A 26,980-nucleotide genomic window follows, 5' to 3' on the forward strand; every position below is an offset into this window, starting at 1 on the left:
ATATGACTGAGGCGATCCTCTCTCAGGCCGAGCGCCGAAATCGGGCGGTTGTCCTTGGCCTTGGCCTCGTGACGAGCGCCACCCTGCTTCTGGCGTTCAACCTCCTGCAGGTGCTTCCGGCCGGACGATGGCTGGCGTCGCTCGGCAACCCGACCGATCTGCAGGCGATCATCGCGCGCGATGCGGTGCTGCCGCGCTTCGTGATGAGCCTGCTGTGCGGCGGTGCGCTCGGGCTCGCCAGCGTCGTCTTCCAGCAGGTGCTGCGCAATCCGCTGGCCGAGCCTGGGACGCTCGGCGTGTTCGCAGGCGCCAAATGCGCGCTCGCCATCGCCATCCTCTGGGCGCCGGGTCTTCTTGTCGCCGGCTGGGACGTGATCGCCTTCGCCGGCGGCTCGCTGGCCACGCTCATCGTCATGCTGCTCGCCCGCCGCCAGGGCTTTTCGCCGGCGGCGCTGATCCTCTCGGCGCTGATCCTGTCGCTGTCTCTCGGCGCCTTCGGATCGATGCTGATCCTCGTGCATTTCGATGCGCTCAGCGAACTCTATGTCTGGGAATCCGGCTCCCTGGTCCAGAACAGCTGGCGCGGCGTCGTCGAGATCCTGCCGCGCCTCGCCATCGCACTGGTGGCGACCCTGGCGCTGCTGCGGCCGCTCGCCTTGCTCGAGCTGGATGACGCCGGAGCGCGCGGGCTGGGTCTTTCCCTCGGCACGACCCGCGCGCTTGCCATCGCCGGCGCCGTGCTGGCAAGCGCCATCGTGGCCGGCACCATAGGCGTGATCGGCTTCGTCGGCCTCGCCGGCGCGGCCATGGCGCGGTTTGGCGGCGCCAGGCGCCTCCCCGAGCGGCTGCTCGCCGGCTCGCTGATCGCGGCCGGCCTCCTCGCCTGCACCGACCAGGGCCTGATGCTGCTGTCCGGCGGCATGGAAATCCCGGCCGGCGCCGTGACGCCGCTCCTCGGCGCGCCGCTCCTGATCTACCTGCTGCGCCGGGCTCGACCCAACCACGCGCCCGCCGCCTTGCCGGGCCTGCCCATTTCCACCGGCAGCAACGCGACGCGGATCGGCGTGGCGTTCCTGATCGCCCTGCTGGTCGGGATGCTGGCGGTCTCCCTCCTGCTCGGCCGAACGACCGGGGGATGGCAGCTTGCCAGCGGCCAGGATCTGGCCGCGCTGCTCCCCTGGCGGCTACCGCGCATCGTCGCCGCACTCTCTGCAGGCCTCCTGCTGGCGGTTGCGGGCGGGCTCCTGCAAGGGCTGACCGGCAATCCCGTCGCCAGTCCGGAACTGCTCGGAATTTCATCCGGCGCCGGTTTGATCTTGCTCGTGGCCACGTTCTTCCTGCCGGCGCTCGACCGCGGCGCGATGATGCTGCTTTCCGGTCTTGCGGCAGCCCTGGTCCTGTTTGCCGTTCTGAACTTCAGCCGGCGCTCCGCCTTTGCGCCGGAACAATTGCTGCTGACGGGCGCAGCCCTGGCGACGCTGCTCGCCTCGGCGCTATCGGTCATGCTCTTCCTGGGCGACATGCGCGTCTTGCGCGTGGTCGGCTGGCTCTCCGGCTCGACCTATTCGGTCACGGCCGGCGATGCGCGCACCGTCGCCGTCCTCGCCTGCCTCGCGCTGCTCCTGTTGCCGCTTCTCGGGCGCTGGCTCGAAATCCTGCCGCTGGGGCGCCCCTCCGCTGCCGGGCTCGGCCTGCCGATCGGAAGGAGCCGCTTCTGCATCATCGCCATGGCAGCGGCGCTGACCGGGGTCGCAACCCTGCTGGTCGGCCCGCTATCCTTCGTCGGCCTGATGGCGCCGCACATGGCGCGCACGTTCGCCTTCCGGCGTGCCCTGCCGCGGATCTATGCGGCGGCGCTGATCGGCGGCGGACTGATGGTGTTCGCCGACTGGATCGGACGCAACATCGCGTTTCCGTGGCAGATCCCGGCCGGTCTCGTGGCGACGGGTCTCGGCGGCCTCTACTTCGTCCAGATGGTGGCCCGGCGATGATTCCGGCACTTGCCCCCGTGTTCCGCGGATCCCTGGAGCGCTACGGCGCCCAGCTCGTGCCGGAGAGCGACCCGCGCCCCTTCCTTGCCGGCAAAGCGCTGCTCGACACGGAGCGTCTGCGGCCCATCCTCGAGCAATTCGGCCGGAAATACCCGGGTGGCGACAAGGCCGCGATCGCGACGCAATGGTCGAAATGGCACTTCTCGACCTTGCTGGTGCCGGTTCTGGCCGCGAACCTTCTCGCCGATCTCGATCTGCCGGTCGAACTCGAACGGATCGGCGTCGTCCTCGACGAGGATGGGCACACCGCCGCCATCCGCCTCGGTCCCGACATCGTCCGCTTCACGCCCACGAGCGCCGCGGCGCGGTTCGCCCGGGTGACGGAGGAACATCTGGCGCCGCTGATCCGCGCCGTCCGCGCCACCAGCGGCCTGCCGGAAAAGGTGCTCTGGAGCAATGCCGGCAATGTTGCCGAGAATGTCCTGCGCGAATGCGAGGCATCGCTGGGACCCGACCATCCCGGCGTCGCGCAGGGCGCGGCGCTGCTTGCCGCCCGCCTTCGGCCGGACGGCAGCCGGAACCCACTCTTCGAACCGATCCGCTATGTCGGCGGCGCGCGACGACGCCGGGTCTGCTGCCTGCGCTACCCGATCGAGACGCTCGGCTACTGCAAGAGCTGCCCGCTCGCGCAGGCGAGAAAGGAAACCTGACCATGTCCCCTCGACCGCCGCGGCCCGAGGACGCGTCTCCGCTTTTCGCTCTCGACGGGATATCCTTTGCCGTCGAAGGACGGCAATTGCTGGGGCCTCTGACCTTGACGTTGCCGGCCCGGCGGATGATCGGGCTGATCGGCCACAATGGTTCCGGCAAGTCGACGCTGCTGAAGATCCTGGCCCGCCAGCAGGCGGCGACGTCGGGCCAGGTGCGGTTCGAGGGCCGCCCCCTGTCGGAATGGGGCGACCGGGCCTTCGCCCGCCGGGTCGCCTTCCTGCCGCAGCAGACCCCGGCCGCGCCCGGCCTTCTGGTCCGCGAACTGGTCGCGCTCGGGCGCTATCCCTGGCACGGCGCGCTCGGACGCTTCGGCGCGACGGATCGGGAGAAAGTGGAGGAGGCGATCGCGCTCACCGATCTTGCGCCGCTGGCCGGCCGGCTCGTCGATACCTTGTCGGGTGGCGAGCGCCAGCGCGCCTGGATTGCCATGCTGATCGCGCAGGACGCCGAATGCCTGCTGCTGGACGAACCGATCTCGGCGCTCGACATCGCCCACCAGATCGAGGTTCTGGCGCTCGTCCGGCGCCTCGCGCATGAGAAGGGGCTGGGAGTCGTCACCGTCCTGCACGACATCAACATGGCGGCCCGACACTGCGACGAAATCCTCGCGCTGCATTCGGGCAAAATCGTCGCGCACGCGCCGCCGGACGCGATCATGAACCCGGAAACGCTGCGCCAGATCTACGGCATCGACATGAACGTCCTGCCCCATCCGGCGACCCGCAAGCCGATCGCTCTGCCCGGCTGACAGGGGGGAGCGGCGCAGCGAAGGCAGACCTTCCAGCTGCCGAATTCGCTTCGGTATTTCCGGCAGGCGATCGCCGATTCCAACCGGCGAAAGCGGCCGGAACTGCCGGCTCGGCGCGGCGCCGCGTCGTCGGAGCCGTCGCCGGATCTCTGGCGGCAGCAGCTGCGGCAATGGGCGTAGCCACGCGTCGGGCGCAGGCCGGACGAGGCGGCTTGGCCGGACTATCGCCGGTGGAACGCCGCCGTATGGGGGCCGCCGCCGCTTTGATGCTCGAGGCGATCCTGCACGAGTTCGGCATTGATCGGCCAGCGCCGGCGATCGCCGCGGGAGGTCCGCGATGACCCGAGGCACAACCGAGATCCTTGTCGGCGATTGCCGCGATGTCCTCCGCTCCTTGCCGAACGGCCTGTTCGGAGCCGTCCAGCCGCCAGACCCTTCATTTCTGGCTGAAGTTCGTGATGTTTGGCGCTGGCGGGTTGGGATGGTCCTTCAGCGTCGCCTCATATTCCTTCACAACCTTCAGAATGGGGCCGGACGCCCAAGCGAACATGCCGGCGACGATGAGATCCTCGTGCGGGTCCATCTCGATGTTGTAGATGATCGGATACCCGGCCAAAGGCGCATTCATGGAGAAAATACCCGGCTGCCGTTGCGGCCCGATGCCCGTGGGATGAACGGCGGTGAAGTAGGCCCGCCACTGCTTCCAGCGCACAGCCAGAAGGTCAGCGCCGACAAAACTCAGCAGGGCCTCGCGATGACCGGTTGCGCTCTTGCCGAGCAGAACATCGATCTGGTCAACGCCGTCGATCGGGCGGTCCGCCGGCAGCTTCGCGCCGACGATGTCGGCGAGGGTCGGCAGGAAGTCCATGATCGAAAACATCGCGTAGGAACTGGTCCCCGGCGCGACGTGGCCGGGCCAGCGGATCAGGGCGGCGGTACGGATCGAGCCTTCGGTCACCTCGCCAAGTTCGCCGCGGAACGGGCCGGCGTTGCCCATGTCCGGGGTGCCGGCGTTGCCGAATTCGCGGGCGGTCTCACCGAACGGTCCGTTGTCCGATGCAAAGACAACGACGGTGTCGTCCTCAATACCAAGTTCCTTCAACGAATCGAGGATCTGCCCAACGTGGAAATCGCCCTCCATCAGCTTGTCGCCATAATTGCCAATCCGCGATTTGCCTTTGAACGATGCCGAAGGCAGGTTCGGCACATGTCCCATGGAGAAGGGAAGATAGAGGAAGAACGGCTTGCCGGCCTTGGTCTCGCGCGCCATGAAGTCGATCGACTTGGCGGTGAGCTCGACGTCGATCTCGGCGCGCACTTCCGGCGTGTATGGCTTCACGTTCTTCAGCGGACCGCCTGCGACGGCCTCCTGGATCTGCGGCCCCAGGCGCAGCAGCTCGTCACGGGGAGCATCGACGGAATGCGTCATCTCGGCCGTATCGACATAGGTAGCGGAATCCCACGAGATATCCGGCGGGATGCCGTAGAATTCGTCGAAACCGTGGCTGGTCGGCAGGCTCTCCGGTGCGGACCCGAGATGCCACTTGCCGAAGATGGCCGTGGCGTAGCCGACGCTCTTGAACATCTCCCCCATGGTGAAGGCGTTCTTCGGCAGCGTGTAGGGGCTGCCCTCGACGGCGATCAGCGACAACCCGTTGCGGATCGAATATTGCCCCGTCATCAGCGCCGCCCGGCTGGGCGTGCACGCAGGCTCCACCAGGTACTGGGTCAGCCGCAGCCCGTCGCGCGCCAGCCGGTCGATGTTGGGCGTCGGCGCGCCGCGCAACTCGCCGCCCCCATAGGGCCCGAGATCGCCGTAGCCGACGTTGTCGGCGAGGATGAAGACGACATTGGGCTTGTCTTGCTGCGCCAGTGCCACGCTGCTTGGCATAGGCAGGGCCGCCAAGGATGACCCGAATGCCAGCACTGCGAGTGATCGCCTAACAGTCTGGTGCATCGTGTTCTCCATGATCCATCTCGGACATCTGATCCCGTTGGAATCCCTCTGCCGTCGACGAATGCCGCCGCTGTGTCCCTCCCCCTGCGGCCGCTATTTGTAGCCCTTGAAATCCTCGCCTGGACGGATGTTGGGATATTTCTTGAGGCTCTCCTCATACGCGACAATGAGGCGGGCGACCGGCGCGAAGCTCCAGCCTTCGGTCAGCTTCGTATCGAACAGGTTCCAGTTCTCGTGCGGGTCGCTGGTCAGGTCGAACTGCATGGGGAATTGTGGCTTGACGATCGGTTTGTCCACGCCCTCCGAGTAGCGCAATATGGTCTTGTAGACCTTCCAGCGAACGGACATCAGCTCTCCATCGGGGCCGAATTGCATATAGCTGTCCCGGCCGGTCGTGGCGCTCTTGCCGAGCAGGAAGGCGGAGGCATCGATGCCATCGATCGGCCGGTCCTTGGGGACCAAATCCGTTCGACCGGCGACGCCGGCGAGCGTCGGCAGCCAATCATGGGCGCTCAGGATCTCCTGCGTGACGATCCCGGTCGGAACGTGCCCGGGCCACCGAACCATGGCGAGGGTGCGCATGCTTCCTTCGAAGGGCGGCGTGAAGAAGCCGCCACGGAACGGTCCGTCCGATCCGCCGCCCGCTCCAGCAACCAGGCTAGGAGCTGTCGCGTTGTCGCTGCTCAGAATGACCATCGTGTCGTTATCGATGCCCGCCTGCTTGACGGCATCGAGGATCTGACCGACGCGAACATCCATTTCGCCGACCAGATCGGAGTACGCGCCGCCGCGCTCGACGGATTTGCCGGCAAAATTAGGATTGGGGATGGCCGGCGGGTGCATCTCCGAATAGCCGACATAGACGAAGAAGGGCTTCTTGGCGGCTGCTTCTCGTTGGATGAATTCCACCGTCTTGGGGATGATGTATTTCTCGTCCACAATCGGTCGAACGTTCAGATCGAGCGGCATGACCGGGGTTGAAGCCTCGCCCTTTCGTCCTTGCCAGATCATCGGCACTTCCACGCCGGACTCCTTGAAGAGCGGATAGGACGTGTAGCCTGCCTCGTCCCAGGAGTTCTTGATGCCCCACCACTCGTCGAAGCCCATGTCGCTCGGCAGTCGGCCCGGCACTTCGCCGAGATGCCACTTGCCATAGAGCGCGGTGGCGTAACCAGCTTCGGACAGGAGCTCGGGAAGCGTGTGCTCCCAGGGCGAAAGGCCGTAGGGACCCGTACCCGGCAAGGGCACAGTATATGTTCCTGATCGCACGGATTGGCGTCCGGTCATGATGGCCGAGCGGGTCGGCGTGCATTGGGCCTCGACATAGTAGCTGTTGAAGCGAATGCCTTCGTTCGCGAGCTTGTCTATGCGCGGCGTCGGCGTCATGCCGCCATAGACGCCGAGATCGCCCCAGCCCGTGTTGTCCAGCAGGATGAAGACGATGTTGGGCTTCTGCTCCTGCGCCGTCGCCGGCAGGGCGGGAGCCATCGTCGCGCCGATCATAGCGCAACCGAGGGAAAGCAGCCTTGCGCTAAGCTTCATCGTGGCTTCCTCCTGGCGATTGCCTTGCCGCGGAATTCGCTGCGCTTGGGCAGGCGGCAAGAGTACGAACAGATGGAGGGCGGACCGAGACGCTCGTCCTCAGTTCCCCTTCGCCGGCGCTGAAAACGGGAGGTTGACAGTCAGGTACACGCTCCCGCCCTTGGTTCGGTTCTCGGTGTCAAACTCGAGATAGCCGCGCAGGTTGGTGAAGATCGTCCTGCCCTGGACGGTGAAGTTGTAGCCGATCTGCGGACCGATCCCGAAAGTGCGTCCCTCGAAGCCGCCCAACGCCGCCGGCGCCCCTTTGTCGGGCGTCAGCTGCACATAGGCAAAGCCGACGGCGCCGACGAAGAGCTTCTCGTTCAGGAAGTGCGATATGCCGACATCCAGATGTGAATCGATGCCGTTGCGATAGTCCGTATCGGGATTCTCGAAGTTATAGGTCAGGCCGGCGGTCGCCGAGAACTCCAAGCCGGTCGCGGTATTGAGATAGGTGTAGGCGCCACCGACGTCGATCGCGGCATGTCCGAGACCCAGATTGGCGAGCCGGTTGGGGTCATAGGAGCCCACCGGGATATCGCCGGTGACATAGGTCATCCAGTTGTGAACGCCGCTGTTCCAGAACAGCTGCGCCGTGGGATAGAGATCCCCGAAGCCGGTGACGTCATCGGTCCGGGCCGCCGACAGCGCTCCGATCCCGACGTCGGCAGACGTCTGGTTCCAGCCTGGGAAAAAGCCCAGCGAAAAGCTTGGGCGTCCACCCAGGATCGTCGTGTCAAGGGTGTAGGTCGGCACGATCAACTGGGCGAAGAAATCGGTGTCGACACCGAAGCTCAGCGCGTCCCCGCGGTTTAGCGACACATCCCCGCCCGCCTTGCCCGAATAGAAGTAGGACACCGCTGACAACGAAAACCCCGGGGCGGGCGCGACGGCTGCAAAGCTGCCGTACTGTCCGGGTAGCCAAAAGCTGACACCGCCCTCGTCCGCGTACGCGGCCTGTCCCGTAGTTGCCAGCACCGCCAACGCAATCAGGACAGCAAGCCAAGGGCATCCGGTCCTGACCGCCGCCTGCGGCACGAGCGCCGCTGCCTGTCCTGGTATCGAGTCGGATTGCGTCAGAGCACCTCGGAACCGCATGATATCCGCCTCGTGCGCTACCCCTGACCAGTGCCGGCAAGTCCACTGCCAATGTATCACAACACCATCGGGCCGAGCAGTTTAAAGTCGCGCATAGACGATCGGGCTCCCGGGTCGTGTTGCCGACCGGCAACCGGGATTGCGGTCATAGTCCTTGCACCTACTCCGGGTCGTCTCTTCTGCGTTGCCTTGACGCGAGCCAAGGCACTATGGAAGTGCCGCCTCCGTTCGTTTCCGATCTTGGTCTAAGGGAAGGTCGACATGGACAAGCAAATCATCATCACGCCCAGCGGCGACCGCTTCGTCGTGATCCCCGAGGCGAAAAAGGCCCGCCTAAGCGAGCCTTTCTCTGTATCAACGCCGATCCCCCAGAGGACAAAATAGCATGCGGCCGGACGGCCGGTGTCGCGCTATTCCGCGGCGGCGGCGCGCTCCTCGGCCTGGTCGAGGCCGAGGCGTGGCCGCAGCCACTGCGCGATGTCCTGAACCGCCTTGTCGCCTTCCGGCGCGGTCCCTGCGAGGAAGTGGAAAACATGCTGTTGTTCCGGGTGGACGTCGTAGCGAACCTCGACCCCGGCAGCGCGCGCGGCCTCTGCCAGCCGCGCGGCATCGTCGAGCAGCGTCTCGTCGCCGCCGACCTGAATGAAAAGCGGCGGGAGGCCCGATAGATCGGCGTAGAGCGGGCTGACGAGCGGGTCGCGACGCTTGGGCGATGTGCCGTCGTCGCCGAGATAGGTGGCGGAGAGATTGTCGATCACGTGCCGCTTCACGAAATGGTCCTTCTCGTGATTCGAGACGACCGACTGGCCCGTTACCAGAAGGTCCGTCCAGGGTGACAGCGGCACACTTGCCGCCGGGAGCGGCAGTCCCCGCTCGCGCAGCAGCAGCAGCGTGGTTACGGCCAGCGCGCCGCCGGCCGAATCGCCGATCAGGCCGATATGCTCGGGGCGAAAGCCCTGGCCGAGCAGCCACTGATAGCTGCGGACGGCATCCTCGACCGGAGCCGGATGAAGATGTTCGGGCGCACGCCGATAATCGATGATGAGAACGGGGACACCGACGGCCTTGGCGATATGGCCGAACAGCTTGCGGTGGCTGTAGGGGGAGCCGACGACATAACCGCCGCCATGTGTCGCCTGCAGCACGCGATCGGCCGCCGCGCCCTTCGGCACCGCCCAGAGCGCCGGCACGCCGCCGGCGTCCACCTCGCTATAATCGACGCCTCCCGGCTCGCCCGTAACGTCGCCCCAATGCTCGAAGAGCCGTCGCACGTCGTCGATCGGCAGGTCCGGATTGTTTTCCAGAGTGTCGATCCAGCCCTTGTAGAGAGTCGACAGCGCTTCCGATTCCTTGCTGGCCATTTTCGCGTCCCGTCCTTCTCGCAGGGGCTCCGCCGGAGCCCGGATTATTCGAACTTCCCAAGCAATAGGCACACCTTCTCGGCGCGCCACCACCGCCAGATGCGACCGATGACGCTTCAAGACTACGATTTTGCTGCCGAACTACTCTGCGTCCCAGCGGAAGACAGAGCGAGTTGCAGCGACGTCCTGCCGAATGATCGAAGGATAGGCGAAATCGGGAGGAAGGCTCGCGATGGGTGAACCATTTTGTTCCCGATCGAGAGCAAAGTTTCCTGCGGCGAAGCAGCGGTGATAGGCCCACAATACGGCGCGCGCCTGGACCAACCGGCTCCCCTTCGCCGACAGAAAACGACAAAAGGCCGCCCGTCCCAGGGACGGGAGGCCTTTTCTTGGGTATCGAGCACCATCAATTCGAGACGATGAGCTCGCCCTGCCCTTCCCTTCCTCTGACCGGAGTGCCCAGCCACGGAATAGGTCACCATCACCTCCTCGAGGCGGAACCGGCCGAAGATCACGCGCGTCTCCGGGCAATCGTTGATCGACAGGATCAGCGGACATGGAGTGCCCGGAAGATATCAACCCGGCTTCTGTATTTGACGCTCTCCCGGGCGGCCTGATCACGCGGAAAAGCCGCCATGCTGAGTGACGAGCGCGACGACGAAATCCATCACCGCACGGATGGAGGGTGTCTTGCGCAAGTCGCGATGCACGAGAAGCCAGATGTCCCGGGAGAAGAATGGAATGTCCTCCCCAATCCGCACGAGGTCCGGGTCAGCGTCTCCCAAAAAGCAGGGCAGCCCGGCGACCCCAGCCCCCGCCTGCGCGGCAATGAGATGCCCGCCGATGTCGTTCAATTCGCACGCGACCGGCCGTGCGCCGGCAATGCCGAGCAACCATTTCTGCTGCGGCATGTCCTCAAAGCTCTCGTCGTAAGCGATGAACTGCCAGCGTTCAGGCGCATCGCGATGCGCATAGTCGCGGCGCATGTAGAGGCCGAATGCCATCGTCCCGAGTTTTCGTGCGAAGCTATCGGTCTCTTCGGGCCGCACCAACCGGAGAGCCACATCCGCCTCCCTGCGACTGAGCGAAACCTGCTGCGCCTGCGCCGCGAGAGAAAGACGGATATCCGGATAGCGAGATCTGAAGTGCGCCAAGTGTTGCGCTAGCAGATGCGCCGCCAGCACAGGCGGCGCGCTGAGCGTGACCTTGCCGATAAGCGGCGCATGCGCAGCCCGGGCGATCCGGGCAACACCGTCCGCTGCACTTTCCATCGTGACGGCTTGATCGAAGACCTGCTTGCCAATCGTCGTCAAGCGACAGGACCGTGGCAGGCGGTCGATCAGCGCCACATCCAGTTCCGTTTCGAGCGCCGCCAGCCGACGGCTCACCGTGGCGTGGTCCACCTTCAAGGCACGCGCCGCGCCGGACAGGGTGCCGCTGCGTGCCACTGCCAGGAAATGACGAAGATTTTCCCAATCGGCCATCTGTGCGATTTCTCAAGGTATACTGGCATAAGTACCGAATTTCCGCACATAATGCATCGGCGTATTCTCGAGACAAATCATCTTCGCAGGGTTGTCTCGATGTCTGTCTCTCTCCCCATACACCCACGCATCACGCTTGCCGCCGCTTCGATTGGGTTCGTGGTCGTTCTTCTCGACGTCAGCGTCGTCAACGTCGCACTCGATGCCTTGCGCACCAGCTTCTCCACCGATGTCGCCGGCCTCCAATGGGTCGTCAACGCCTACACGCTCATCTTTGCCGCACTGCTGCTCATGGCCGGAACCCTGGGAGACCGCTTTGGCGCGCGGGCAATCTTCATCTCCGGCTTCGTTCTCTTCACGCTCGCTTCGCTTGCTTGCGGTCTGGCGCCGACGCTGGCGACGCTGATTGTGGCGCGGCTCGCACAAGGCGTTGGCGCCGCGCTGCTGGTTCCGAACTCGTTGTCGTTGCTGCAGCAAGCATTTCCCGACAAGGAACAGCGCAACCGCGCAGTCGGCTGGTGGGGAGCCGCGGGCGGCATTGCACTGGCGGCCGGCCCCGTGGTCGGTGGCTTCCTGGTGACGCATTTGGGCTGGCGCAGCGTCTTCCTGATCAACATTCCGGTCGGGCTGTTCGGCCTGGTCCTGATCCTGCGCTATTCCACGCCAAGTCCCAGAAACGAGGGGCGCTCACTCGATATGCCCGGGCAGGCAGCCGCCATCATTACGCTCGCATCGCTGGCAACAGCGCTGACGGACGCGGCGCATCTCGGCTGGACGCATCCACGGATTCTCGTGGCCCTTATCGCGTCCGTGCTTTCCGCAATCGGCTTCATTCTGATCGAGGCGAAAAGCCGCGCGCCGATGCTGCCGCTGTCATTCTTTTGCAGTTCCGCCTTCTCGATCGCTTCGATCACCGGCATCATCGTCAACTTCGCCTACTACGGTCTGATCTTCGTCTTCAGCCTGTTCTTCCAACTGGAGCAACATCTTTCGCCGCAGGAAACCGGCATGGCCTTCCTGCCGATGACCGTTGTCCTCATGGTCGTGAACATCATCGCAGGTCGATTGATCACGCGCCTTGGCGCGCGCCGGCTCATGGTGTTCGGCCTCGTTCTGGCAGCGGCCGGATATCTTCTGCTGCTCCCGGTAAGCGTTGGCGGCTCCTATTGGCAACTGGTCGTGCCGATGCTGATGGCGGCAAGCGGCATCGCGCTGATGGTGCCGACAATGACGAATGTAACTCTCTCCTCGGTCGATCCGTCACGGGCGGGCATCGCGTCGGGTGTTCTCAACACGGCGCGGCAAGTCGGCGGCATGCTCGGCGTCGCGACGTTCGGCTATTTCGTGCGCGAGACAGCACCGTCCGCGTTCATGCATGGCATGCATCTCTCGCTCATAGTCGCTGTTATGCTGCTGTTTCTCGGCGCTGCGCTCTCGTTCCTCTGCCTCAACAGACTTGCCGTCCTTGATCAGGCGAGCACGGTTCGCAACGCATAGGCCTCGACCCGTTTCGCGAGCCCGGCGTGCTCATCGACGAGCGACTAGCCATGGTCCTCGAGCCGCTTCGAGGCTTCGGCGACGGCTTTGGACTTGACGGTCTCGATCTTGCCGAGCTGAAACTGACCTCGCTGCGAGTGGTGCGCCGCTCGGAAGTTCAGTTGGCGAGTGCGGCCGGCGTTGGCAGTGGACCGGCGGCGGTCATTATTCGCGCGATCAGAAACCAAGGGTAGAAGCAAACCGGCATCGACCTTGCTAGAACCTCATCAGACGCAGAATCAAAAAAGGAACGGTGCATTGGGTTGGATTTACTTGGCTCTCGCTGGCTGCGCTGAAATCTTCTACGCGGCGGCAATGCCAAGGACTGAGGGCTTTAGCCGGTTGGGGCCGAGCCTGTTCTGCGTGGCGTTCATCGCCGTGAGTATGTATTTCCTCTCGCTCGCGACCAAGACGATCCCGGTAGGCACCGCCTACGCCGTTTGGGTTGGCATCGGCGCGATCGGGACAGCCCTCTATGGCGTTATGGTCTTGGGCGAGGATCGAAGCGCCCTCCGAGTGCTGTGCTTTCTGCTCATCCTCGCAGGCATCGTCGGCTTGAAACTGGTCTCATCCGAGACGAAGGCGTAAGGCGCGACCGGCGCCGAACTCGGCGCTCGCCCCAGACCGCCTAGCTAAAGCTGGCCCGGGCTTGGCCGATCGGGCCGAAATCGACTTCCAGCTCCTGCCACGGCAGGACCTGCAGGATCGGCGTGCAGGATCCCGTGGCGACGAGATCACCGGCATTCAGTTGCTTCTGCTGTTCGACAAGCTTCTGGGCCAACCAGACGACTGCGTCCAGCGGGTGACCGAAGATGGTGGACGCGGCAGCGCGTGCGACCTCTCGGCCGTTGATCCGCGCCACGACAACTACTCGGTCGAGATCCATCAAATCCGGCGAAGCTGCGTGCCGGCCGCACAGCGTGACGACGTGCAGCGCGAAATCAGCCCAGGCGGTGAGATCGTTGCCGGGAGGATGCAACACGCGCCGACCAAGCAGTCCGATGGCGGGCTGACAGGTAAGGATCGCGGATGCCGCCGACGCGCGGTCGGCCTTCTCGCCGTACCCGGGAAACGCGCGCGCCATCTGGAACACGAGCTCGCACTGCGCGCCAAGAATTCCCTTCGGGAGATGGAAGAGAACGCGGTCCGGCCCATGCGCACTCTCAGCAATCGGCCCGAAGATCGGCTGAGTGAGGCCGAGGCTGCGACGGCAGACCGGATTGGCGCCGACGAGGGCATAGCCATCAAGATCCGCACAGAACGCCTCGAGCGCAGCTGACTGAAGCGCCTGGGCCTCCGTCGCATCCCCGATCCCCTCGAGCGGAATCTCTGACACGATCCCGAGGGTGCGGTTGGCGGCGAGGGCAGAAGCGAGCTTTCCGAGATCGTCAGATCTCATGGTTTCACCTCTCGCGGGCTGATTGGAGCCAGCACACGGCAGAAGCCTATCCGCGCGCCGACAAAATGGAAGGCCTCGCGATCAGCAGGTCCGGATGATGCCGATTGCCATGGCGACGACGCCCGATCTCCACCGTCTCTATTCAAGATCCTGACGTTGAGGAACCGAAGTACCTACGCGGACGTTTCGCAGGTTCGCCTCATTAAGCGCGCCGAGGAGCAGTAGACATTCGTAATTATCCCTTATAGTTTGCCAATGTTTCTCGAAGATAGCCTGATCGTCCAAGAAGACTCATTCACTGGATGGAGTTGACGGTAATGCACGTAGGGAAATTTCTGGGAGGACTGTCCATCCTCGCACTTGTCGCCGGCAGTTCGGCTCCCGCCCTTTCGCAGGGCACCGAACGCGCCAAGGACGCAACGGACGCCACTCGGGCGGCCAATGCGGAACTACTGAAGTTCCTGCCTTTCGACGACACCACCGACTTCACGGACGCGAAGCGGGGCCTGATCGCGCCCCTGCCGCCGGAGCTGATCAAGGGCCAGTCCGGCAACCCGATCTGGGATCCGCAGCAATACGGGTTCATCAAGGAGGGCGTCGAAGCGCCGGCGACGGTGAACCCGAGCCTGTGGCGGCAATCGCAGCTCATCAACATCAGCGGCCTCTTCGAGGTGACGGACGGCATCTACCAGATCCGCAACCTCGACCTCTCCAACATGACGATCATCGAGGGTAAGGACGGCATCACCATCGTCGATCCGCTCGTCTCGGCCGAGACGGCGAAGGTCGGCCTCGATCTCTACCGCAAGCATCGCGGCGACAAGCCGGTGAAGGCCGTCATCTATACGCACAGCCATGTCGACCATTATGGCGGCGTCCGGGGCGTCGTCGACGAGGCGGACGTCGCCTCCGGCAAGGTCAAGATCTATGCGCCGTCGGGCTTCCTCGAAGCGGCGGTGGCCGAGAACGTCATGGCCGGCACGGCGATGAGCCGCCGCGCGAGCTACATGTACGGCAATCTCCTGAAGCCCGATCCGAAGGGCCAGGTTGGCGCCGGCCTCGGCACGACGACATCCGCCGGCACGGTCACCCTGATCCCACCCACCGACATCATCACCAAGACCGGGCAGAAGGAGACCATCGACGGGCTGACCTATGAATTCCTGATGGCGCCCGGATCCGAGGCGCCCTCCGAGATGCTCTGGTTCATCGAGGAGAAGAAGGCAATTTCCGCGGCCGAGGATGCCACCCACACGCTGCACAACACCTATTCGCTGCGCGGCGCCAAGATCCGCGAGCCGCTGCCCTGGTCGAAATATTTGAACGAGGCACTGACGATGTGGGGCGACAAGGCGGAGGTGATCTTCGCCCAGCACCACTGGCCGACCTGGGGCAACCCGAACGTCGTCAACCTGCTGGAGAAGCAGCGCGATCTCTATCGTTTCATCAACGACGAGACCCTGCGCATGGTGAACCAGGGCATGACCATGCGGGAGATCGCCGAGGCGTTCCAGCTCCCCGATAACCTGGCGAAATTCTGGGCCAATCGCGGCTATTACGGCTCGGTCTATCACGACGTCGCCGCGACCTATGTGCTCTATCTCGGTTGGTTCGACGGCAACCCGTCCACCCTGCACGAACTGCCGCCGGTCGAAGCCAGCAAGAAATATGTCGAGTTCATGGGCGGCGCCGATGCGGTGCTCGAGAAGGCGAAGAAGGCCTATGACCAGGGCGACTATCGCTGGGTGGCGCAGGTCGCGAACCACGTCGTCTTCGCCGATCCCAGCAACCAGGCGGCCAAGAACCTCGTCGCCGACGCGCTGGAGCAGCAGGGCTACCAGGCCGAGTCCGGCCCGTGGCGCAATTTCTACCTGACCGGCGCCAAGGAGCTTCGCGAAGGCGTCCAGAAGCTGCCGACCCCCAACACGGCGAGCCCGGACACGGTCCGCGCGATGTCGCTCGAGCTTTTCTTCGACTATCTCGGCGTCCGCCTCAACGCGGACAAGGCGGGCGACGCGAAGATGGCGCTCAACTTCGACTTCGGCCCGGACGGCAAGTATCTGGTCGAGCTCGAAAACGGCGTGCTCAACAACACCGCGAACAAGCAGGCCGCCAATCCCGACGCCACGATCACGCTCACCCGTGACAGCCTCAACGGGATCGTGCTCGGCGAAACGACGCTGGACAAGGCCACCGCCGACGGCAGCGTCAAGGTGACCGGCGACGCCGGCAAGCTGCCCCAGCTCGTGTCGATGCTCGACAATTTCGAATTCTGGTTCAACATCGTCACGCCGTGAACAAATCTAACCCTCGCGTCGCCCTGGCGGCACGAGGGTCTCCTCAAGACGTATTAGGCAAATTACCTCAAATGGAGTGCCCGATGCGAGCGAGAATTACGTATTGGACGATCGCGATCGCCCTGATTTGGGACGCGTCAACTCTTTCAGCCTTGGCCCAAGAATCGACTGCTCCACCCTTGGTCCAACAAATCAACAATGGCAATTGGCTTCCACAGGCCGAGGCTGAAAAGCTGGTTGACGACCTGTATTTCAACCAGGCGATTCAAGCCTACATCACGATGCTGCCGGTGCTGAATATCATCGGCATCAAGGAAGGTTCAGAGGCGACGTTCGGCGCCGGCTACAACGTCCTGCCGATCTGGAAGGATCGCATGGACAGCCGCACCTGGATTCCGACCCCGAACGCCGACGTCATCTATTCGATGAGCTATCTGGATCTGAAACAGACCGGACCGCTCGTCGTCGCCGCCCCGCCGAACGTGATCGGCATGTTCACCGACTTCTTCCAGAACACGATCACCGATGTCGGGGCGATCGGGCCCGATCGGGCGCGGGGCGGTCTCTATCTGCTTCTGCCGCCCGACTACACAGGCGAGGTTCCACAGAGCTATTTCGCCTTCAAGTCACCGACCTACAACGTGTTCCTGTTCTTCCGCACCATCATGAAGCCGGGCGAGAATGGCCCGGATCCAGCTCCCGCCGTGGCCTTGGCTGAACAGACGCGGGTCTATCCGCTCTGGCAATGGAAAAAGACGTCAAGCCGATGCAGTTTCCGAACGGCAGCGGCAAGCATATCAACATGATGTATCCAACGGACAACAGCTACTGGACCAAGCTGAAGGCGTTCGTCGACTATGAGCCGGACGCCGCGATCGACCCGCGGGTTCGCGGCATGCTGGCCAATATCGGGATCGTCAAGGGCCAACCCTTCGAGCCGACCGCGAAGCAGAAGGAAATCCTGCAGCGGGCGGTAGAAACCGCGCCGAAGATGATACTGGCCTCGCGCCAGATCGGAAGGGCTGACAAGCGAAACCTCTACTATCCCGATCGCCAGTGGCAAAACGCCTGGGCCGGACTGACAGCGGAGTGGCTGCTGGACGGCTACATCGACTTCGTCCAGCGCGCGACCTATTTCCAGGTCGCCTATGCTTCCGCGCCCGCCATGGTCATGCGCTCCATCGGTGCCGGCTCCAAATATCCCTTCACGTTCCGCGATGCAGACGGCGATTTCCTGCACGGATCACAGACCTACAGGCTCCATGTGCCGGCCAATCCTCCCGCAGCGCTGTTCTGGGCGGCGACGGCCTACAACATCACGGATGGCACGATGACCGAGGCGGCGCAGCTGCTGCCGTCGATCAACGGCATGAACAAGGTCACCAAGAACGACGACGGCACGATCGATCTCTATTTCGGCCCCAGCAGGCCGGCCGATGTGCCGGCTTCCAATTGGATCCAGACCGTCGACGGCCGCGATTTCCTGGTCGCCTTCCGCCTCTATGGCGCGGGAACCGAGTTCTACGACCAGACATGGAAGCTGGATGACGTCGTCAAGGTGAAATGAACCCGGCCGGCTGACGCCTCGCATCGTCCGGCCTCTCCTGTAGCGGCCGGACGATGCGATTGAACAAGGGAGTAGTGGGGAATGCTTGTCTCGCGCAGGGAACTCTATCGGCTGGCAGGCGGGGCATCCGTCGCCCTTCTGCCCGCCAGTGTCAGCACGCCGTTGCAGGCTGCCGAGTCTCCAGCATTCGAGCCGCTCGGCTCGGCCGGTGAAGAGCCGCTCGGTGGCCAACCCCGTCCCGGCGCCAGGCGCTCGGTTGATGACTTCGACTATATGATCAAGCACCAGCGAGCATTCGAGGCAGTGCTCTGGAACATGCCGGCGATCGCCATTTACAGTTTTCGCCGGGCAGCCTTCGACACGCTCGGCCTCAAGGACAATGACATCATCGCCTATTCGGCGCCGGCGACACCAAAGCTCGAGGCGATTACCGCCAACAGCACCACGCCCTACATCTCGGCCTTCACCGATCTCCGCCAGGGCCCGGTTGTGCTGGAGCTTCCGGCTGCAGGACCTGATGGCAGCGTTTACGGTCAGGTCGTCGACGCCTGGCAGTTCACCATTGCCGATGTCGGCCCATCGGGACTCGACAAGGGCGGCGGAGGTAAGATTCTGTTCACGCCTCCGGGCTTCGACGGCGCGGTACCGCCTGGGTATATGCACGTGGCGTCGCCGAACTACCGGATCGCTCTCGCCTTCCGCTCGGTGCCGGCCACAGGCAAGACCGCGGCTGACGCCTATGCCTACGCGAAGCGGCTTCGAATGTACTACCTCGCCGAGGCTGACCATCCGCCCCAGCAGCGCTTCGTCGATCCGATCGATCAGCGATACCCCACCCTGCCATTCTATGATGGGCGGCACTTCGAGGACATGCACGCCATCATGAGCGTGGAGCCCGTCCGCGAACAGGACAAGGTCATGATGGGCATGCTGACCTCTCTCGGCATTGAAAGAGGCAAACCGTTTTCGCCCGATGCCACCGCGAAGCGCGCCATGGAACAAGCCGCCGTAGATGCCTGGTTCTTCCTTCAGGAGTGGTTCGACAACATACCGGCCGACAGATATTTCTGGCCGGATAGACACTACGCCTCGCTGCTGATGGCGGATCAGAACCGGACATTCACCTGGGTGTATGACGACCACATCGACCTAATCAGCCGCGCCGCCGAGTATTTTTGGTGCACCTATATGCCCAAGGTACTGAGCGACTCGCCGGCGACGCAATATCTGATGGCCATCCGCGACAAGAATGGCAAATTGCTGGAAGGCGGTGCGCTCTATAAGCTCGACGTGCCGGCGGAGATGCCGGTGAAGCAGTTTTGGGCCCTGACCGTTTACGACCGGGCGACCAATGCCTTTATCTACAACGATTTGAACCGCACGACGCTGTCATCGTACGACCTGCCGAACATGAAGAAGAACGCCGACGGCAGCGTCACGCTCTATGTCGGACCGAAGGCGCCCGCGGGTCAGGAAACAAACTGGATACCGACGCGCGGCAAGCGGCCACTCCCCGCCATGCGCCTCTACGGCCCCACCGAGGCGCTCAACACCAGAAGCTTCAAAATGCCGGATTTCGAGAGGGTTGGCTAAGGCAGAGTTGTCCAAGGGCCGACCGACATAGCGACCGGCCGATTGAAAGGCAAACACCACCGCGCGTTACTACGACCTCTTTTTACGCCGTTGCTTGGTGGTCTCAGGAAGAGGAAGGATGGCTGCCTTGGATTTTGGCTTTTTCGGCGAGGGCACCGGCGAGGCGATAGTAGCATCCTCATAGTCGTCGTCGGAGCTGCCGTCCCGGTCATCCAGGCGATGCTGAAGCGCTAGCGCGTAGATGGTATCAAGGATATTGTGATCTTTGAGCGAGGGTTCACTCAGAGCGTCGAAAGCGGCCCTGGCAATCTTTTGCGTCTTCGCCTTGGGATATCGCTCTCGTACGTAGACAAACAGCTGGCTGCTCGCGAGACCCTGGGTTGCCCTTCGATCAAGGCTGTCTCGAGGTCGCTTTTGGACACGGGCATGCGCAAACTCCGCCGGTGGCTGGACACATAGCTAGCCAACCTGGAGGTCTTCGAGTCAACTCCCCGATCGAGAGCCTCGCCGCCAGCCGATGTATGGGTCACTGCAATGCTAGACGGTACTTCGCCGGCGTGATCCCAAGTGGCGGGAGAGCATGCGGATAAGGTGAGCCTGATCTGCAAGGCCGCACATCATGGCGATGTCAGCGAGCGATATGTGGTGATTGAATAGCACCGACTGCCGGTTGCGCTTCCGAACGTGCTAGGACGGGGTTGGAGGGGTGCCAAGGATGATCAGCCGCAAACTGGACACCTGCCAGGCCGACGTGAGCAGCGCGGAAAGGGGGCATTCATGCGCGACGACGATATCCTGAACCGCGAGAAATGGGTTCGCATCATGTGTGACTTCTCAGCGGACGGGGTTTGGGACAAGGAAGGTCGCGCCTGCAGTGCCGATGAGTTGCCGATTTCGGCGGAGATCAAAACCATGATCACCGGCTGGCAAGCATGGTATGAGCACAATGACCATAGCGAGATGACGCGCTGGTTCGATGCCAGCGCCCACGCCGCCTTTGGGCTCTTCATCGCCCGGCTCGTAAAGCGTGCCCTGCCCGATTGGACGGTCATCTACTTCGACGAGTCAGCGCCGCTCGGCGGATGGCGGCCCGGAAAACCGCGCGATTCGTTCGAATACGAGATCCTGCTCAATCCCGACGGAACGTTCTCTCGATGAACTCTAGGCGCTCGTCGCCAAGGTCTGGAACCTCGCGCATTGACACAGATCTGAGATGACCAGGTCGAAAATTCTCGCTCTGACCCTCGTACTCATCTCGTTTGCAGCCCCGAGCCTCGCAGCGGAGACTCGGGATTGCCGAGAGGCCAACGTTGACCTGACGTCGATCGTGATGCCACCATCCGCTAATGTGGTCACGATCTATGACGGCAAGGTTGCCCTCTACAACGTAGATATCATCGAGCCGGCCTGCTGCTCTGCGGCTATCGCGATCGTCCTGCCGGATGTGGAGAGCGAGCTTCACACTTCAAAATGCGTGGCGGTCACGGGCTTTCGGGAAGTCGACATCGTGCGAGCCCCACGCAGCTACGATCCGCGTCGCGGGCTGTTGATCAAGCTCCCGACCGTTGTCAGCACCAACGACGGCAACGGCGTTCGGGGGCCGACCCTGCACATCCGGATCAATCTGGCGAAGTCTTCGGTCGAACTGGAAAACTGAAGCCTCAGTGCCCCGGTCGTGGCCCGTTAGCCGAGGGCCGCCACAAGACAAGCGCCAGAGGCGCACAACCGGCCGGAAGAGCGCTTAAAAAGCCAACAATATCATGAAGTTAAATGGCGGAGAGGGGGAGATCGAGTCAAGCCCCTCTCGAAATCCAGCGTTTCTGCGGGTTTTGCGAGCCCGTGAGAGACGTCGTCTGTACCAGCCTGCTGGCCTCCAAGTCGAGCCCATCGGTGCATCAAATTGACAACACGAAGCCGCGTGTGAAGCATGTGCCGACAGCGCCGGCACCGACGACCGGCAAGAGGGACGAGGCTTCGGACTGAAGCGAACGTCTTGAGCCTTTCCACAAACTACGGATCGCCCGTCCCGGGTGCCTACGGCCACGTGCGTTCGAAAGGTTCCGCCGCCGCTCCAATGCGCAGTCGGCCAGCCTCCCTGACAAGTTCGATGCCGTTGCGGACGCCAAAGAGGCTCAGCAGCGCCTGACGGTGCGCTTCCACCGTGCGAACAGATAGGTTGAGCTTCGTGGCGATCTCACGCGAACGGAATCCGGAGACGAGCAAATCCAGAACCTCGCGCTGGCGAGCGGTAAGCTTGGGCGCGGCTTCGGTACGGGCGCACCTGGACCAGAGGGATGGGCTGACATAGGTTCCGCCACGCAAGACATCCCGCATGGCGCGGAGCAGATCATCGCCCGCCATGGACTTGACGACATAGCCTTGCGCACCCGCCCTGAACGCTTCCTCCACCATGGCCGGCTCGGTGTGCATCGACAGGAACAGAATCGGAACTGTGGCGCCCGCGGCCCTCAGCCGGCGCGTGGCCTCGATGCCGCTGAGTGACGGCATGGAAATATCAGTGATGACGAGGTCGGGAGCCTTATTCATGGCAACCTCCACCAGGCGCAGGCCGTCCGCGACGAGCGGCAGCACGCAGTAGTCGAGACGCAGCAGCTGCGCCACTCCCTCGGCCACGATGGTATGATCATCCCCGAGCAAAACGCGCGGTCGCCTGCCACCTAGGCTGTCGCTGGCATCTCGATCCAAAGTTCCGTCCCTTCCCCCAGACCTGTTCGGATAGTCAAGGTACCATTCGCCAGTCGAACACGCTCCTGCATGCTGATCAGCCCCAGGCCTGGTGCCGTTCCGATGGCGTTGAGATTGAACCCTTCGCCGTCGTCCTTGATGCTAAGCTGGTAGCTTGTTGCGCTGCGGGTCAAACGCACGACAATCGCGTGTGCCCTGGCATGCCGAACGACATTGCCGAGCCCTTCCTGTGCGACCCGGTAGAGGCACAACGACGTCGCATAGTCGGGCCGGTCTGACGCAACGTCACACACGAAGTAGATTTTACCCGTCCATGCCCTGGCCACGTCGTCGACGAGCGACTGAAGCGCCGGGACCAACCCGGTATGCTCGATGATGGCGGGATGGAGATTGTGCGATAAGCGCCGGACCTCCTCGCTGGTCGTCGCGATCAGAGACCGGAAATCGGCCATTCCGACTTCGCCCGCACCGGCGCCGTTGAAGCGGCTCGCCTGAATGGCCAGCAGGGCCAGGTGCTGGTTGACGCCGTCATGCAGCTCTCGCGCGATGCGGGCGCGCTCGGTTTCCTGTTCCTGCAGCAGCCGCGTAGCGAGATGGTGGATGCGCACCTGGCTTGCCGCCAGATCGTCCTGCGCCCTCCGCTGCTGATCCGAAAGGATGGCGAGGACATAGACCAGCAGACCCACGCTGAGCAGCCAGATCTGCATGAGGTGGACATTGGTCTGTCCGCCGTCGAACGGACTGCCTTGATAGACGCTCAGGGCCGCCGCCGGCGTCGCCACCAGGAGCAGGCCGACCGTCGATCCGAGCGCGCCGAAGCGCAGGGCCGCCAGCAGCAGCACGGGAAGGGGCGCGAACAGCAGGAGCGGAAGCGTCGTCGGCGCGTTCGGAACGACCGACCAGAGCCCGACCGACACGGTCAGGATGGCGATGGCGAGTAGCGAAGCTTCCATCGCGATGGAATGCACACCGCGATGCGGCGGGCGCCGATATCCCGCAAGCGTCAACACGAGCGGCGTCACGAGCAGGAAGCTCATGGCGTGGGACGGCGCCACGCTCAGCCATGCGGTGAGGATGCTGGCCCGTTTTCCCGCCATATGGAGAATACCGGCCGTCACCAGGCCGGAATAGGCCGGCAGGGCGACCACGGCGAGGAGGAAGAAGCGCGCGAAGGCGCGCCCGCTGGCGAACAGCTCGAGCCGCGCCGGCGTCAGGGCGCGTGCGACCATCACGATGACCGGGCAGATCAGGACATAGCCGGCCAGCGCGTAACCGAACGGCCGCCCAAGCGGCAGCAGGCCGATCCATCCGCCAAGGATCGTGCCGGCCACGAGCGCCAACCAGTCCCGCCTTGGCCGCAGCATCAACGCCGCGAGTAGGAGCCCGCCGGGCAGCCAGATCGGGCTGGACTTGTCGGGCTGAAACCAGATCAGCAGGGCGAGGGTCTGCGTCACGTAGCAGACGATGGCCGCCGCCAGGAACAAGGCAGGGTTCCGACCAAAACGGGCCGCCGGAGACCGGACCGGATGATCCGGGCGCCCCTCGCCAGCCGCCGACGAAACGGCGAGCCGCCCTGCGGCGAGTTCGGATGTCGGGTTCACGGCCGGCCGCTCATGCGGAGACATCCCCTATCGCCTCGCTCGGGAGGCCCGTTACGTATTTCCACGGTGGAGCGTACCGTATTTGTACGCTTGGAACCTCTGTTATTGCGTGATTAGCATCCATCCACTTCCGTCCACCACAGTTCAACTGCCAGGGTGATGAAGGTTCACCATCATCCGGGAAAAGCCCCGCAGCGCCGTCTGCGGTTGATATGAATATCCATCTCGGAGGTATGTCGTGGCTCGACGAGCTCTTCGTGACTTTCTCAAATCCGCGGTTTTCGGTCTCGTGATGACCTCGGCCGTCGGCGGCGCGCACGCCCAGCCGACCCTTTCGCCCGACGAGACCTATGCCCTCGCCAGGGATGCCTATCTCTACGCCTATCCGATCGTCTCCATGGACGTGACGATGCGGCAGGCGACGAATGTGCCGGATGCGCAGACGATCAACTTGCGTGCCCCGGTCAACCGGTTCGCCCACGCGCGCGCCTATCCCGAGGCCGGCGAAAAGGATGTCGTCCGCTTCAACTTCGACACGCTCTACTCGTTTGCCTGGCTCGATCTGGCGCCCGAGCCCATCATCGTTTCCGTGCCGGATACCCAGGGGCGGTATTACCTGCTGCCCATGCTGGACATGTGGACGGACGTCTTTGCCGTGATCGGCAGCCGCACGACGGGCACGCAGGCTGGCGACTACGCGATTGTCGCGCCGGGCTGGACGGGCAGTTTGCCGGACGGCATGGCCCGGATCGTCGCGCCGACCTCGGCGGTCTGGATCATCGGCCGGACCAAGACGGACGGTCCGGCGGATTATGGCAACGTCCACAAGGTGCAGGATGGCTACCGGCTGACGCCGTTGTCGCAATGGGGCAAGGATCCCACAGCCCCCGCGCAGGCTTCCACCGACCCGACGATCGACGACAAGACGCCCCCGGTCGTCCAGGTCGACAATCTGGACGGCGTCGCGATGCTGACCCGGCTGGCCGATCTCCTGGCCAAGTACCCGCCGCATGCCAATGATCATCCGATCCTGTTCCGACTGCGGGCGCTCGGCATCGAGCCAGGCAAGCCCTTCGACCCGTCGAAGCTCGATGAGCAGGCAATCTCCATCATCAACAAGGCGGCCAGCGAGACGCTGCAGGGCCTGCAGGCGGCCTGGGAACGCAGCGGCAAGGTGGTCAACGGCTGGACCATCCAGAACGACAATATCGGGACCTATGGCACGTCCTATCTCAAGCGCACGCTCGTCGCGAAGGGCGGGTTGGGTGCCAACCTGCCGGAGGATGCCGTCTACCCGACCGCCGCCTTCGATGGCGCGGGCGAGCCGCTGACGGGCGAGAATCGCTATGTGCTGCACTTTGAAAAGGGCAAGTTGCCGCCGGCCGATGCCTTCTGGTCGATCACCATGTACGACATGGACGGCTTCCAGGTGCCCAATCCCATCAATCGCTTTGCCATCGGCAGCTATGACGAACTCGCCTTCAATGACGATGGCTCGCTCGACATCGTGGTGCAGGCGGACTCGCCCGGCAAGGACAAGGAGGCCAACTGGCTTCCTGCGCCCAAGGGACGGTTCCAGCCCAGCATGCGGATCTACTCACCGCGCGCGGAAGTGCTCGACAGCAGCTGGTCGCCGCCGCCGTTCACCAGGCTGAACTGAGAAGGGCGGCCTCGAGGCCGGCCTCCGGTTTGCCGAGACGCAACAATTCCCAGGAGGGATCAATGAGGACGTTGCTCGCTCTCGCGGCATTCGCGGGATTGACTCTTGGAGGGCCGGCAGCGCTTGCGCAGCCGGTCTCGCCCGAGGAGGCACGGGATATCGCCCGCGAGGCATTCATCTATGCCTATCCGCTGGTGCTTTCGGGGGTGACCTTCGATGTCGGCAAGAATGTCGAAAAGCCGATAGGAACAAGCGCGCCGCTGAACCAGTTCGGCCATATGCGCGAATTCCCGGATGCTAACTTCACCATTGTCGTCCGGCCGAATGCCGACACCCTGTATTCGTCCCTCGGCTATGACGTTACCCGGGAACCCCTCGTCATCAGCGTTCCGCGATCCGACGGACGCTACTACCTGTTGCCGTTCCTCGACATGTGGAGCGACATCTTCACCGTTCCCGGCACACGCACCAGCGGCAACGGCGAACAAGTCTTCGCGATTGTCGGCCCCGACTGGGAGGGAACCCTGCCCGAGGGCGTGACGGCATACCGGAGCCCGACGGGCCTGGGGCTCCTGATCGGGCGGACGCAGACCAACGGCAAGTCCGACTACGAGGCTGTCCGCAAGTTTCAGGACGGCATGCAGGCCGTTCCCCTGTCCGCCTACGGCAAGCCCTACACGCCGCCGATCGGAGTTGTCGACCCCGATCAGGACATGAGTGCGCCGCCAGATCAGATCGACCACATGGACGCGGCGACGTTCTTCGCCAAGTTCGCCGAGTTGATGAAGGACAATCCCCCGCACGTCAACGATCACCCCATGCTGGACCGGATGAAGCGCATCGGCATCGAGCCCGGCAAGAGCTTTGATCTCGCATCAGCCCCGGAAGCCATCCAGGAGGCACTCAAGGCAGCTCCCGGCGTGGCGCTGCCGCAGATCAAGAACGCGTGGGCCACGGCCGGGGTGATGGCGAATGGCTGGCGGACCAACGTGACCGCCATCGGCACCTATGGCACGGACTACCTGCATCGTGCCGGTGTGGCCTATGGCGGCTATGGCGCCAACGTCATCGAGGACGCACTCTATCCGACGGCGTTCGCCGACTCGGAGGGCAAGCCGTTCAGTAGCGAGAACCGCTATGTCCTGCATTTCGCCCGGGATCAGATACCGCCCGTGCGCGGCTTCTGGTCATTGACCATGTATGACGAGCGCCAGCTCTTTGCGCCCAATCCGATCGACCGCTACGCCATTGGCGACCGCGACCCGCTCGTCTTCAACGAGGATGGCTCCCTCGATCTCTATGTGCAGGCGGCTTCGCCCGGCCCCGACAAGGAAGCCAATTGGCTGCCGGCCCCGAAGAGCGGTGCGTTCACCATGAACCTGCGCCTGTATTGGCCCAAGGCCGAGGCGACCAATGGTTCGTGGGCGCCTCCGCCTGTCCAGCGCGTGAACTGAGACACGCCACGAGCCATGACAGCAAGCGGCCGGTTCGCTGACCGCTTCCACCACGGAATGCGCGCCTGGCTGCCCCAGGCGCTGGTCGCTTTGTGTCTGCGAGAGAAATGTGAGGCTGCACCTCGACCAGCTCCAAAGCATCGAGCCGACCGCAGAAATACAGTGCGGCGGGAGCG

The 26,980-nt window shown here is 63.7% G+C and carries 21 protein-coding genes and 1 pseudogene; 14 read left to right on the plus strand and 8 right to left on the minus strand.

Features of this window, described 5'->3' with window-relative positions; all coding sequences use genetic code 11:
* The first annotated feature begins 2 nt into the window (after nt 1-2).
* Genes fhuB through AC6HZP_RS23465 form a run of 3 tightly spaced genes read left to right on the plus strand, consistent with a single transcriptional unit; the run spans nt 3 to nt 3,510 of the window.
* A complete protein-coding gene (gene fhuB / locus AC6HZP_RS23455; protein WP_497524783.1) occupies nt 3-1,991 on the plus strand; it encodes a Fe(3+)-hydroxamate ABC transporter permease FhuB in 1,989 nt (662 codons plus the stop codon).
* Nucleotides 1,992-2,008: 17 nt separating this feature from the next.
* Nucleotides 2,009-2,701 (plus strand): siderophore-iron reductase FhuF, encoded by a 693-nt coding sequence (fhuF, locus tag AC6HZP_RS23460; RefSeq protein ID WP_497524784.1) that lies wholly within the window; start codon nt 2,009-2,011, stop codon nt 2,699-2,701.
* Nucleotides 2,702-2,703: 2 nt separating this feature from the next.
* Nucleotides 2,704-3,510, plus strand: coding sequence for an ATP-binding cassette domain-containing protein (locus tag AC6HZP_RS23465; RefSeq protein WP_497524785.1), 807 nt, complete (start codon nt 2,704-2,706; stop codon nt 3,508-3,510).
* A 436-nt stretch (nt 3,511-3,946) separates the two neighbouring features.
* On the opposite strand, the gene AC6HZP_RS23470 is transcribed toward AC6HZP_RS23465, so the two are convergent.
* The 3 genes from AC6HZP_RS23470 to AC6HZP_RS23480 all read right to left on the minus strand — a co-directional run bounded on the left by AC6HZP_RS23470 (nt 3,947) and on the right by AC6HZP_RS23480 (nt 8,146).
* The gene (locus AC6HZP_RS23470) at nt 3,947-5,479 is read right to left on the minus strand and encodes an arylsulfatase (RefSeq protein ID WP_497524786.1); all 1,533 of its coding nucleotides are present in this window, start codon (nt 5,477-5,479) and stop codon (nt 3,947-3,949) included.
* Nucleotides 5,480-5,560: 81 nt separating this feature from the next.
* The gene (locus AC6HZP_RS23475) at nt 5,561-7,009 is read right to left on the minus strand and encodes an arylsulfatase (RefSeq protein WP_497524787.1); all 1,449 of its coding nucleotides are present in this window, start codon (nt 7,007-7,009) and stop codon (nt 5,561-5,563) included.
* 99 nt (nt 7,010-7,108) lie between these two features.
* Nucleotides 7,109-8,146 (minus strand): SphA family protein, encoded by a 1,038-nt coding sequence (locus AC6HZP_RS23480; RefSeq protein WP_497524788.1) that lies wholly within the window; start codon nt 8,144-8,146, stop codon nt 7,109-7,111.
* 261 nt (nt 8,147-8,407) lie between these two features.
* On the opposite strand from AC6HZP_RS23480, the gene AC6HZP_RS23485 reads away from it, so the two are divergent.
* Entirely contained in the window at nt 8,408-8,530 is a 123-nt protein-coding gene (locus AC6HZP_RS23485) for a hypothetical protein (protein WP_497524789.1), read from the plus strand.
* Between the two features lie 26 nt (nt 8,531-8,556).
* Here the strand turns inward: AC6HZP_RS23485 and AC6HZP_RS23490 are convergent, their stop codons facing one another.
* Together AC6HZP_RS23490 and AC6HZP_RS23495 are read right to left on the minus strand one after the other, a co-directional pair.
* Complete coding sequence (locus tag AC6HZP_RS23490; protein WP_497524790.1) at nt 8,557-9,507, minus strand: alpha/beta hydrolase; 951 nt, start codon at nt 9,505-9,507, stop codon at nt 8,557-8,559.
* Between the two features lie 617 nt (nt 9,508-10,124).
* Nucleotides 10,125-10,991: a LysR family transcriptional regulator gene (locus AC6HZP_RS23495; protein WP_497524791.1), complete on the minus strand. Its 867-nt coding sequence runs from the start codon at nt 10,989-10,991 to the stop codon at nt 10,125-10,127.
* Nucleotides 10,992-11,090: 99 nt separating this feature from the next.
* Between AC6HZP_RS23495 and AC6HZP_RS23500 the strand changes: the two genes are divergently transcribed.
* The 3 genes from AC6HZP_RS23500 (at nt 11,091) to AC6HZP_RS23510 (ending at nt 13,115) form a co-directional block, all read left to right on the plus strand.
* On the plus strand, nt 11,091-12,488 hold the full coding sequence (locus AC6HZP_RS23500; protein WP_497524792.1) for an MFS transporter: 1,398 nt from the start codon (nt 11,091-11,093) through the stop codon (nt 12,486-12,488).
* A 26-nt stretch (nt 12,489-12,514) separates the two neighbouring features.
* Nucleotides 12,515-12,721, plus strand: coding sequence for a hypothetical protein (locus tag AC6HZP_RS23505; protein WP_497524793.1), 207 nt, complete (start codon nt 12,515-12,517; stop codon nt 12,719-12,721).
* 64 nt (nt 12,722-12,785) lie between these two features.
* Nucleotides 12,786-13,115 carry a DMT family transporter gene (locus tag AC6HZP_RS23510; protein WP_497524794.1) on the plus strand — a complete coding sequence of 110 codons (330 nt, stop codon included), beginning with the start codon at nt 12,786-12,788 and terminating at the stop codon, nt 13,113-13,115.
* A gap of 40 nt (nt 13,116-13,155) precedes the next feature.
* On the opposite strand, the gene AC6HZP_RS23515 is transcribed toward AC6HZP_RS23510, so the two are convergent.
* Nucleotides 13,156-13,926 (minus strand): 2-keto-4-pentenoate hydratase, encoded by a 771-nt coding sequence (locus AC6HZP_RS23515; protein ID WP_497524795.1) that lies wholly within the window; start codon nt 13,924-13,926, stop codon nt 13,156-13,158.
* Between the two features lie 317 nt (nt 13,927-14,243).
* Here AC6HZP_RS23515 and AC6HZP_RS23520 point away from each other — a divergent pair, with 317 nt between their 5' ends.
* The 5 genes and pseudogenes from AC6HZP_RS23520 to AC6HZP_RS23540 all read left to right on the plus strand — a co-directional run bounded on the left by AC6HZP_RS23520 (nt 14,244) and on the right by AC6HZP_RS23540 (nt 21,040).
* The gene (locus tag AC6HZP_RS23520) at nt 14,244-16,223 is read left to right on the plus strand and encodes an alkyl/aryl-sulfatase (protein WP_497524796.1); all 1,980 of its coding nucleotides are present in this window, start codon (nt 14,244-14,246) and stop codon (nt 16,221-16,223) included.
* A gap of 155 nt (nt 16,224-16,378) precedes the next feature.
* A pseudogene (locus AC6HZP_RS23525) lies at nt 16,379-17,790 on the plus strand (DUF1254 domain-containing protein); the annotation flags it as partial.
* 81 nt (nt 17,791-17,871) lie between these two features.
* The gene (locus AC6HZP_RS23530; RefSeq protein WP_497524797.1) at nt 17,872-19,383 is read left to right on the plus strand and encodes a DUF1254 domain-containing protein; all 1,512 of its coding nucleotides are present in this window, start codon (nt 17,872-17,874) and stop codon (nt 19,381-19,383) included.
* 777 nt (nt 19,384-20,160) lie between these two features.
* Complete coding sequence (locus AC6HZP_RS23535) at nt 20,161-20,541, plus strand: immunity protein CdiI family protein (protein WP_497524798.1); 381 nt, start codon at nt 20,161-20,163, stop codon at nt 20,539-20,541.
* 55 nt (nt 20,542-20,596) lie between these two features.
* A complete protein-coding gene (locus AC6HZP_RS23540; RefSeq protein WP_497524799.1) occupies nt 20,597-21,040 on the plus strand; it encodes a hypothetical protein in 444 nt (147 codons plus the stop codon).
* A gap of 377 nt (nt 21,041-21,417) precedes the next feature.
* Here the strand turns inward: AC6HZP_RS23540 and AC6HZP_RS23545 are convergent, their stop codons facing one another.
* Entirely contained in the window at nt 21,418-22,089 is a 672-nt protein-coding gene (locus AC6HZP_RS23545) for a response regulator (protein ID WP_497524800.1), read from the minus strand.
* Nucleotides 22,062-23,690, minus strand: coding sequence for a sensor histidine kinase (locus AC6HZP_RS23550; RefSeq protein ID WP_497524801.1), 1,629 nt, complete (start codon nt 23,688-23,690; stop codon nt 22,062-22,064). The genes AC6HZP_RS23545 and AC6HZP_RS23550 overlap by 28 nt, the downstream gene beginning before the upstream one ends.
* A 238-nt stretch (nt 23,691-23,928) precedes the next feature.
* Between AC6HZP_RS23550 and AC6HZP_RS23555 the strand changes: the two genes are divergently transcribed.
* Together AC6HZP_RS23555 and AC6HZP_RS23560 are read left to right on the plus strand one after the other, a co-directional pair.
* Entirely contained in the window at nt 23,929-25,350 is a 1,422-nt protein-coding gene (locus AC6HZP_RS23555; protein WP_497524802.1) for a DUF1254 domain-containing protein, read from the plus strand.
* 62 nt (nt 25,351-25,412) lie between these two features.
* Complete coding sequence (locus AC6HZP_RS23560) at nt 25,413-26,804, plus strand: DUF1254 domain-containing protein (RefSeq protein ID WP_497524803.1); 1,392 nt, start codon at nt 25,413-25,415, stop codon at nt 26,802-26,804.
* Nucleotides 26,805-26,980 lie beyond the last annotated feature (176 nt).

It is taken from the genome of Kaistia sp. SLG-1 (genome assembly GCF_059699055.1).

Excerpts from the sequence above, each read along its gene's own strand:
- fhuB (WP_497524783.1), top strand. The coding sequence starts at position 3 with ATGACTGAGGCGATCCTCTCTCAGGCCGAGCGCCGAAATCGGGCGGTT.
- AC6HZP_RS23465 (WP_497524785.1), top strand. The coding sequence starts at position 2,704 with ATGTCCCCTCGACCGCCGCGGCCCGAGGACGCGTCTCCGCTTTTCGCT.
- AC6HZP_RS23470 (WP_497524786.1), bottom strand. The coding sequence starts at position 5,479 with ATGGAGAACACGATGCACCAGACTGTTAGGCGATCACTCGCAGTGCTG.
- AC6HZP_RS23475 (WP_497524787.1), bottom strand. The coding sequence starts at position 7,009 with ATGAAGCTTAGCGCAAGGCTGCTTTCCCTCGGTTGCGCTATGATCGGC.
- AC6HZP_RS23480 (WP_497524788.1), bottom strand. The coding sequence starts at position 8,146 with ATGCGGTTCCGAGGTGCTCTGACGCAATCCGACTCGATACCAGGACAG.
- AC6HZP_RS23485 (WP_497524789.1), top strand. The coding sequence starts at position 8,408 with ATGGACAAGCAAATCATCATCACGCCCAGCGGCGACCGCTTCGTCGTG.
- AC6HZP_RS23490 (WP_497524790.1), bottom strand. The coding sequence starts at position 9,507 with ATGGCCAGCAAGGAATCGGAAGCGCTGTCGACTCTCTACAAGGGCTGG.
- AC6HZP_RS23495 (WP_497524791.1), bottom strand. The coding sequence starts at position 10,991 with ATGGCCGATTGGGAAAATCTTCGTCATTTCCTGGCAGTGGCACGCAGC.
- AC6HZP_RS23500 (WP_497524792.1), top strand. The coding sequence starts at position 11,091 with ATGTCTGTCTCTCTCCCCATACACCCACGCATCACGCTTGCCGCCGCT.
- AC6HZP_RS23515 (WP_497524795.1), bottom strand. The coding sequence starts at position 13,926 with ATGAGATCTGACGATCTCGGAAAGCTCGCTTCTGCCCTCGCCGCCAAC.
- AC6HZP_RS23520 (WP_497524796.1), top strand. The coding sequence starts at position 14,244 with ATGCACGTAGGGAAATTTCTGGGAGGACTGTCCATCCTCGCACTTGTC.
- AC6HZP_RS23530 (WP_497524797.1), top strand. The coding sequence starts at position 17,872 with ATGCTTGTCTCGCGCAGGGAACTCTATCGGCTGGCAGGCGGGGCATCC.
- AC6HZP_RS23535 (WP_497524798.1), top strand. The coding sequence starts at position 20,161 with ATGCGCGACGACGATATCCTGAACCGCGAGAAATGGGTTCGCATCATG.
- AC6HZP_RS23540 (WP_497524799.1), top strand. The coding sequence starts at position 20,597 with ATGACCAGGTCGAAAATTCTCGCTCTGACCCTCGTACTCATCTCGTTT.
- AC6HZP_RS23560 (WP_497524803.1), top strand. The coding sequence starts at position 25,413 with ATGAGGACGTTGCTCGCTCTCGCGGCATTCGCGGGATTGACTCTTGGA.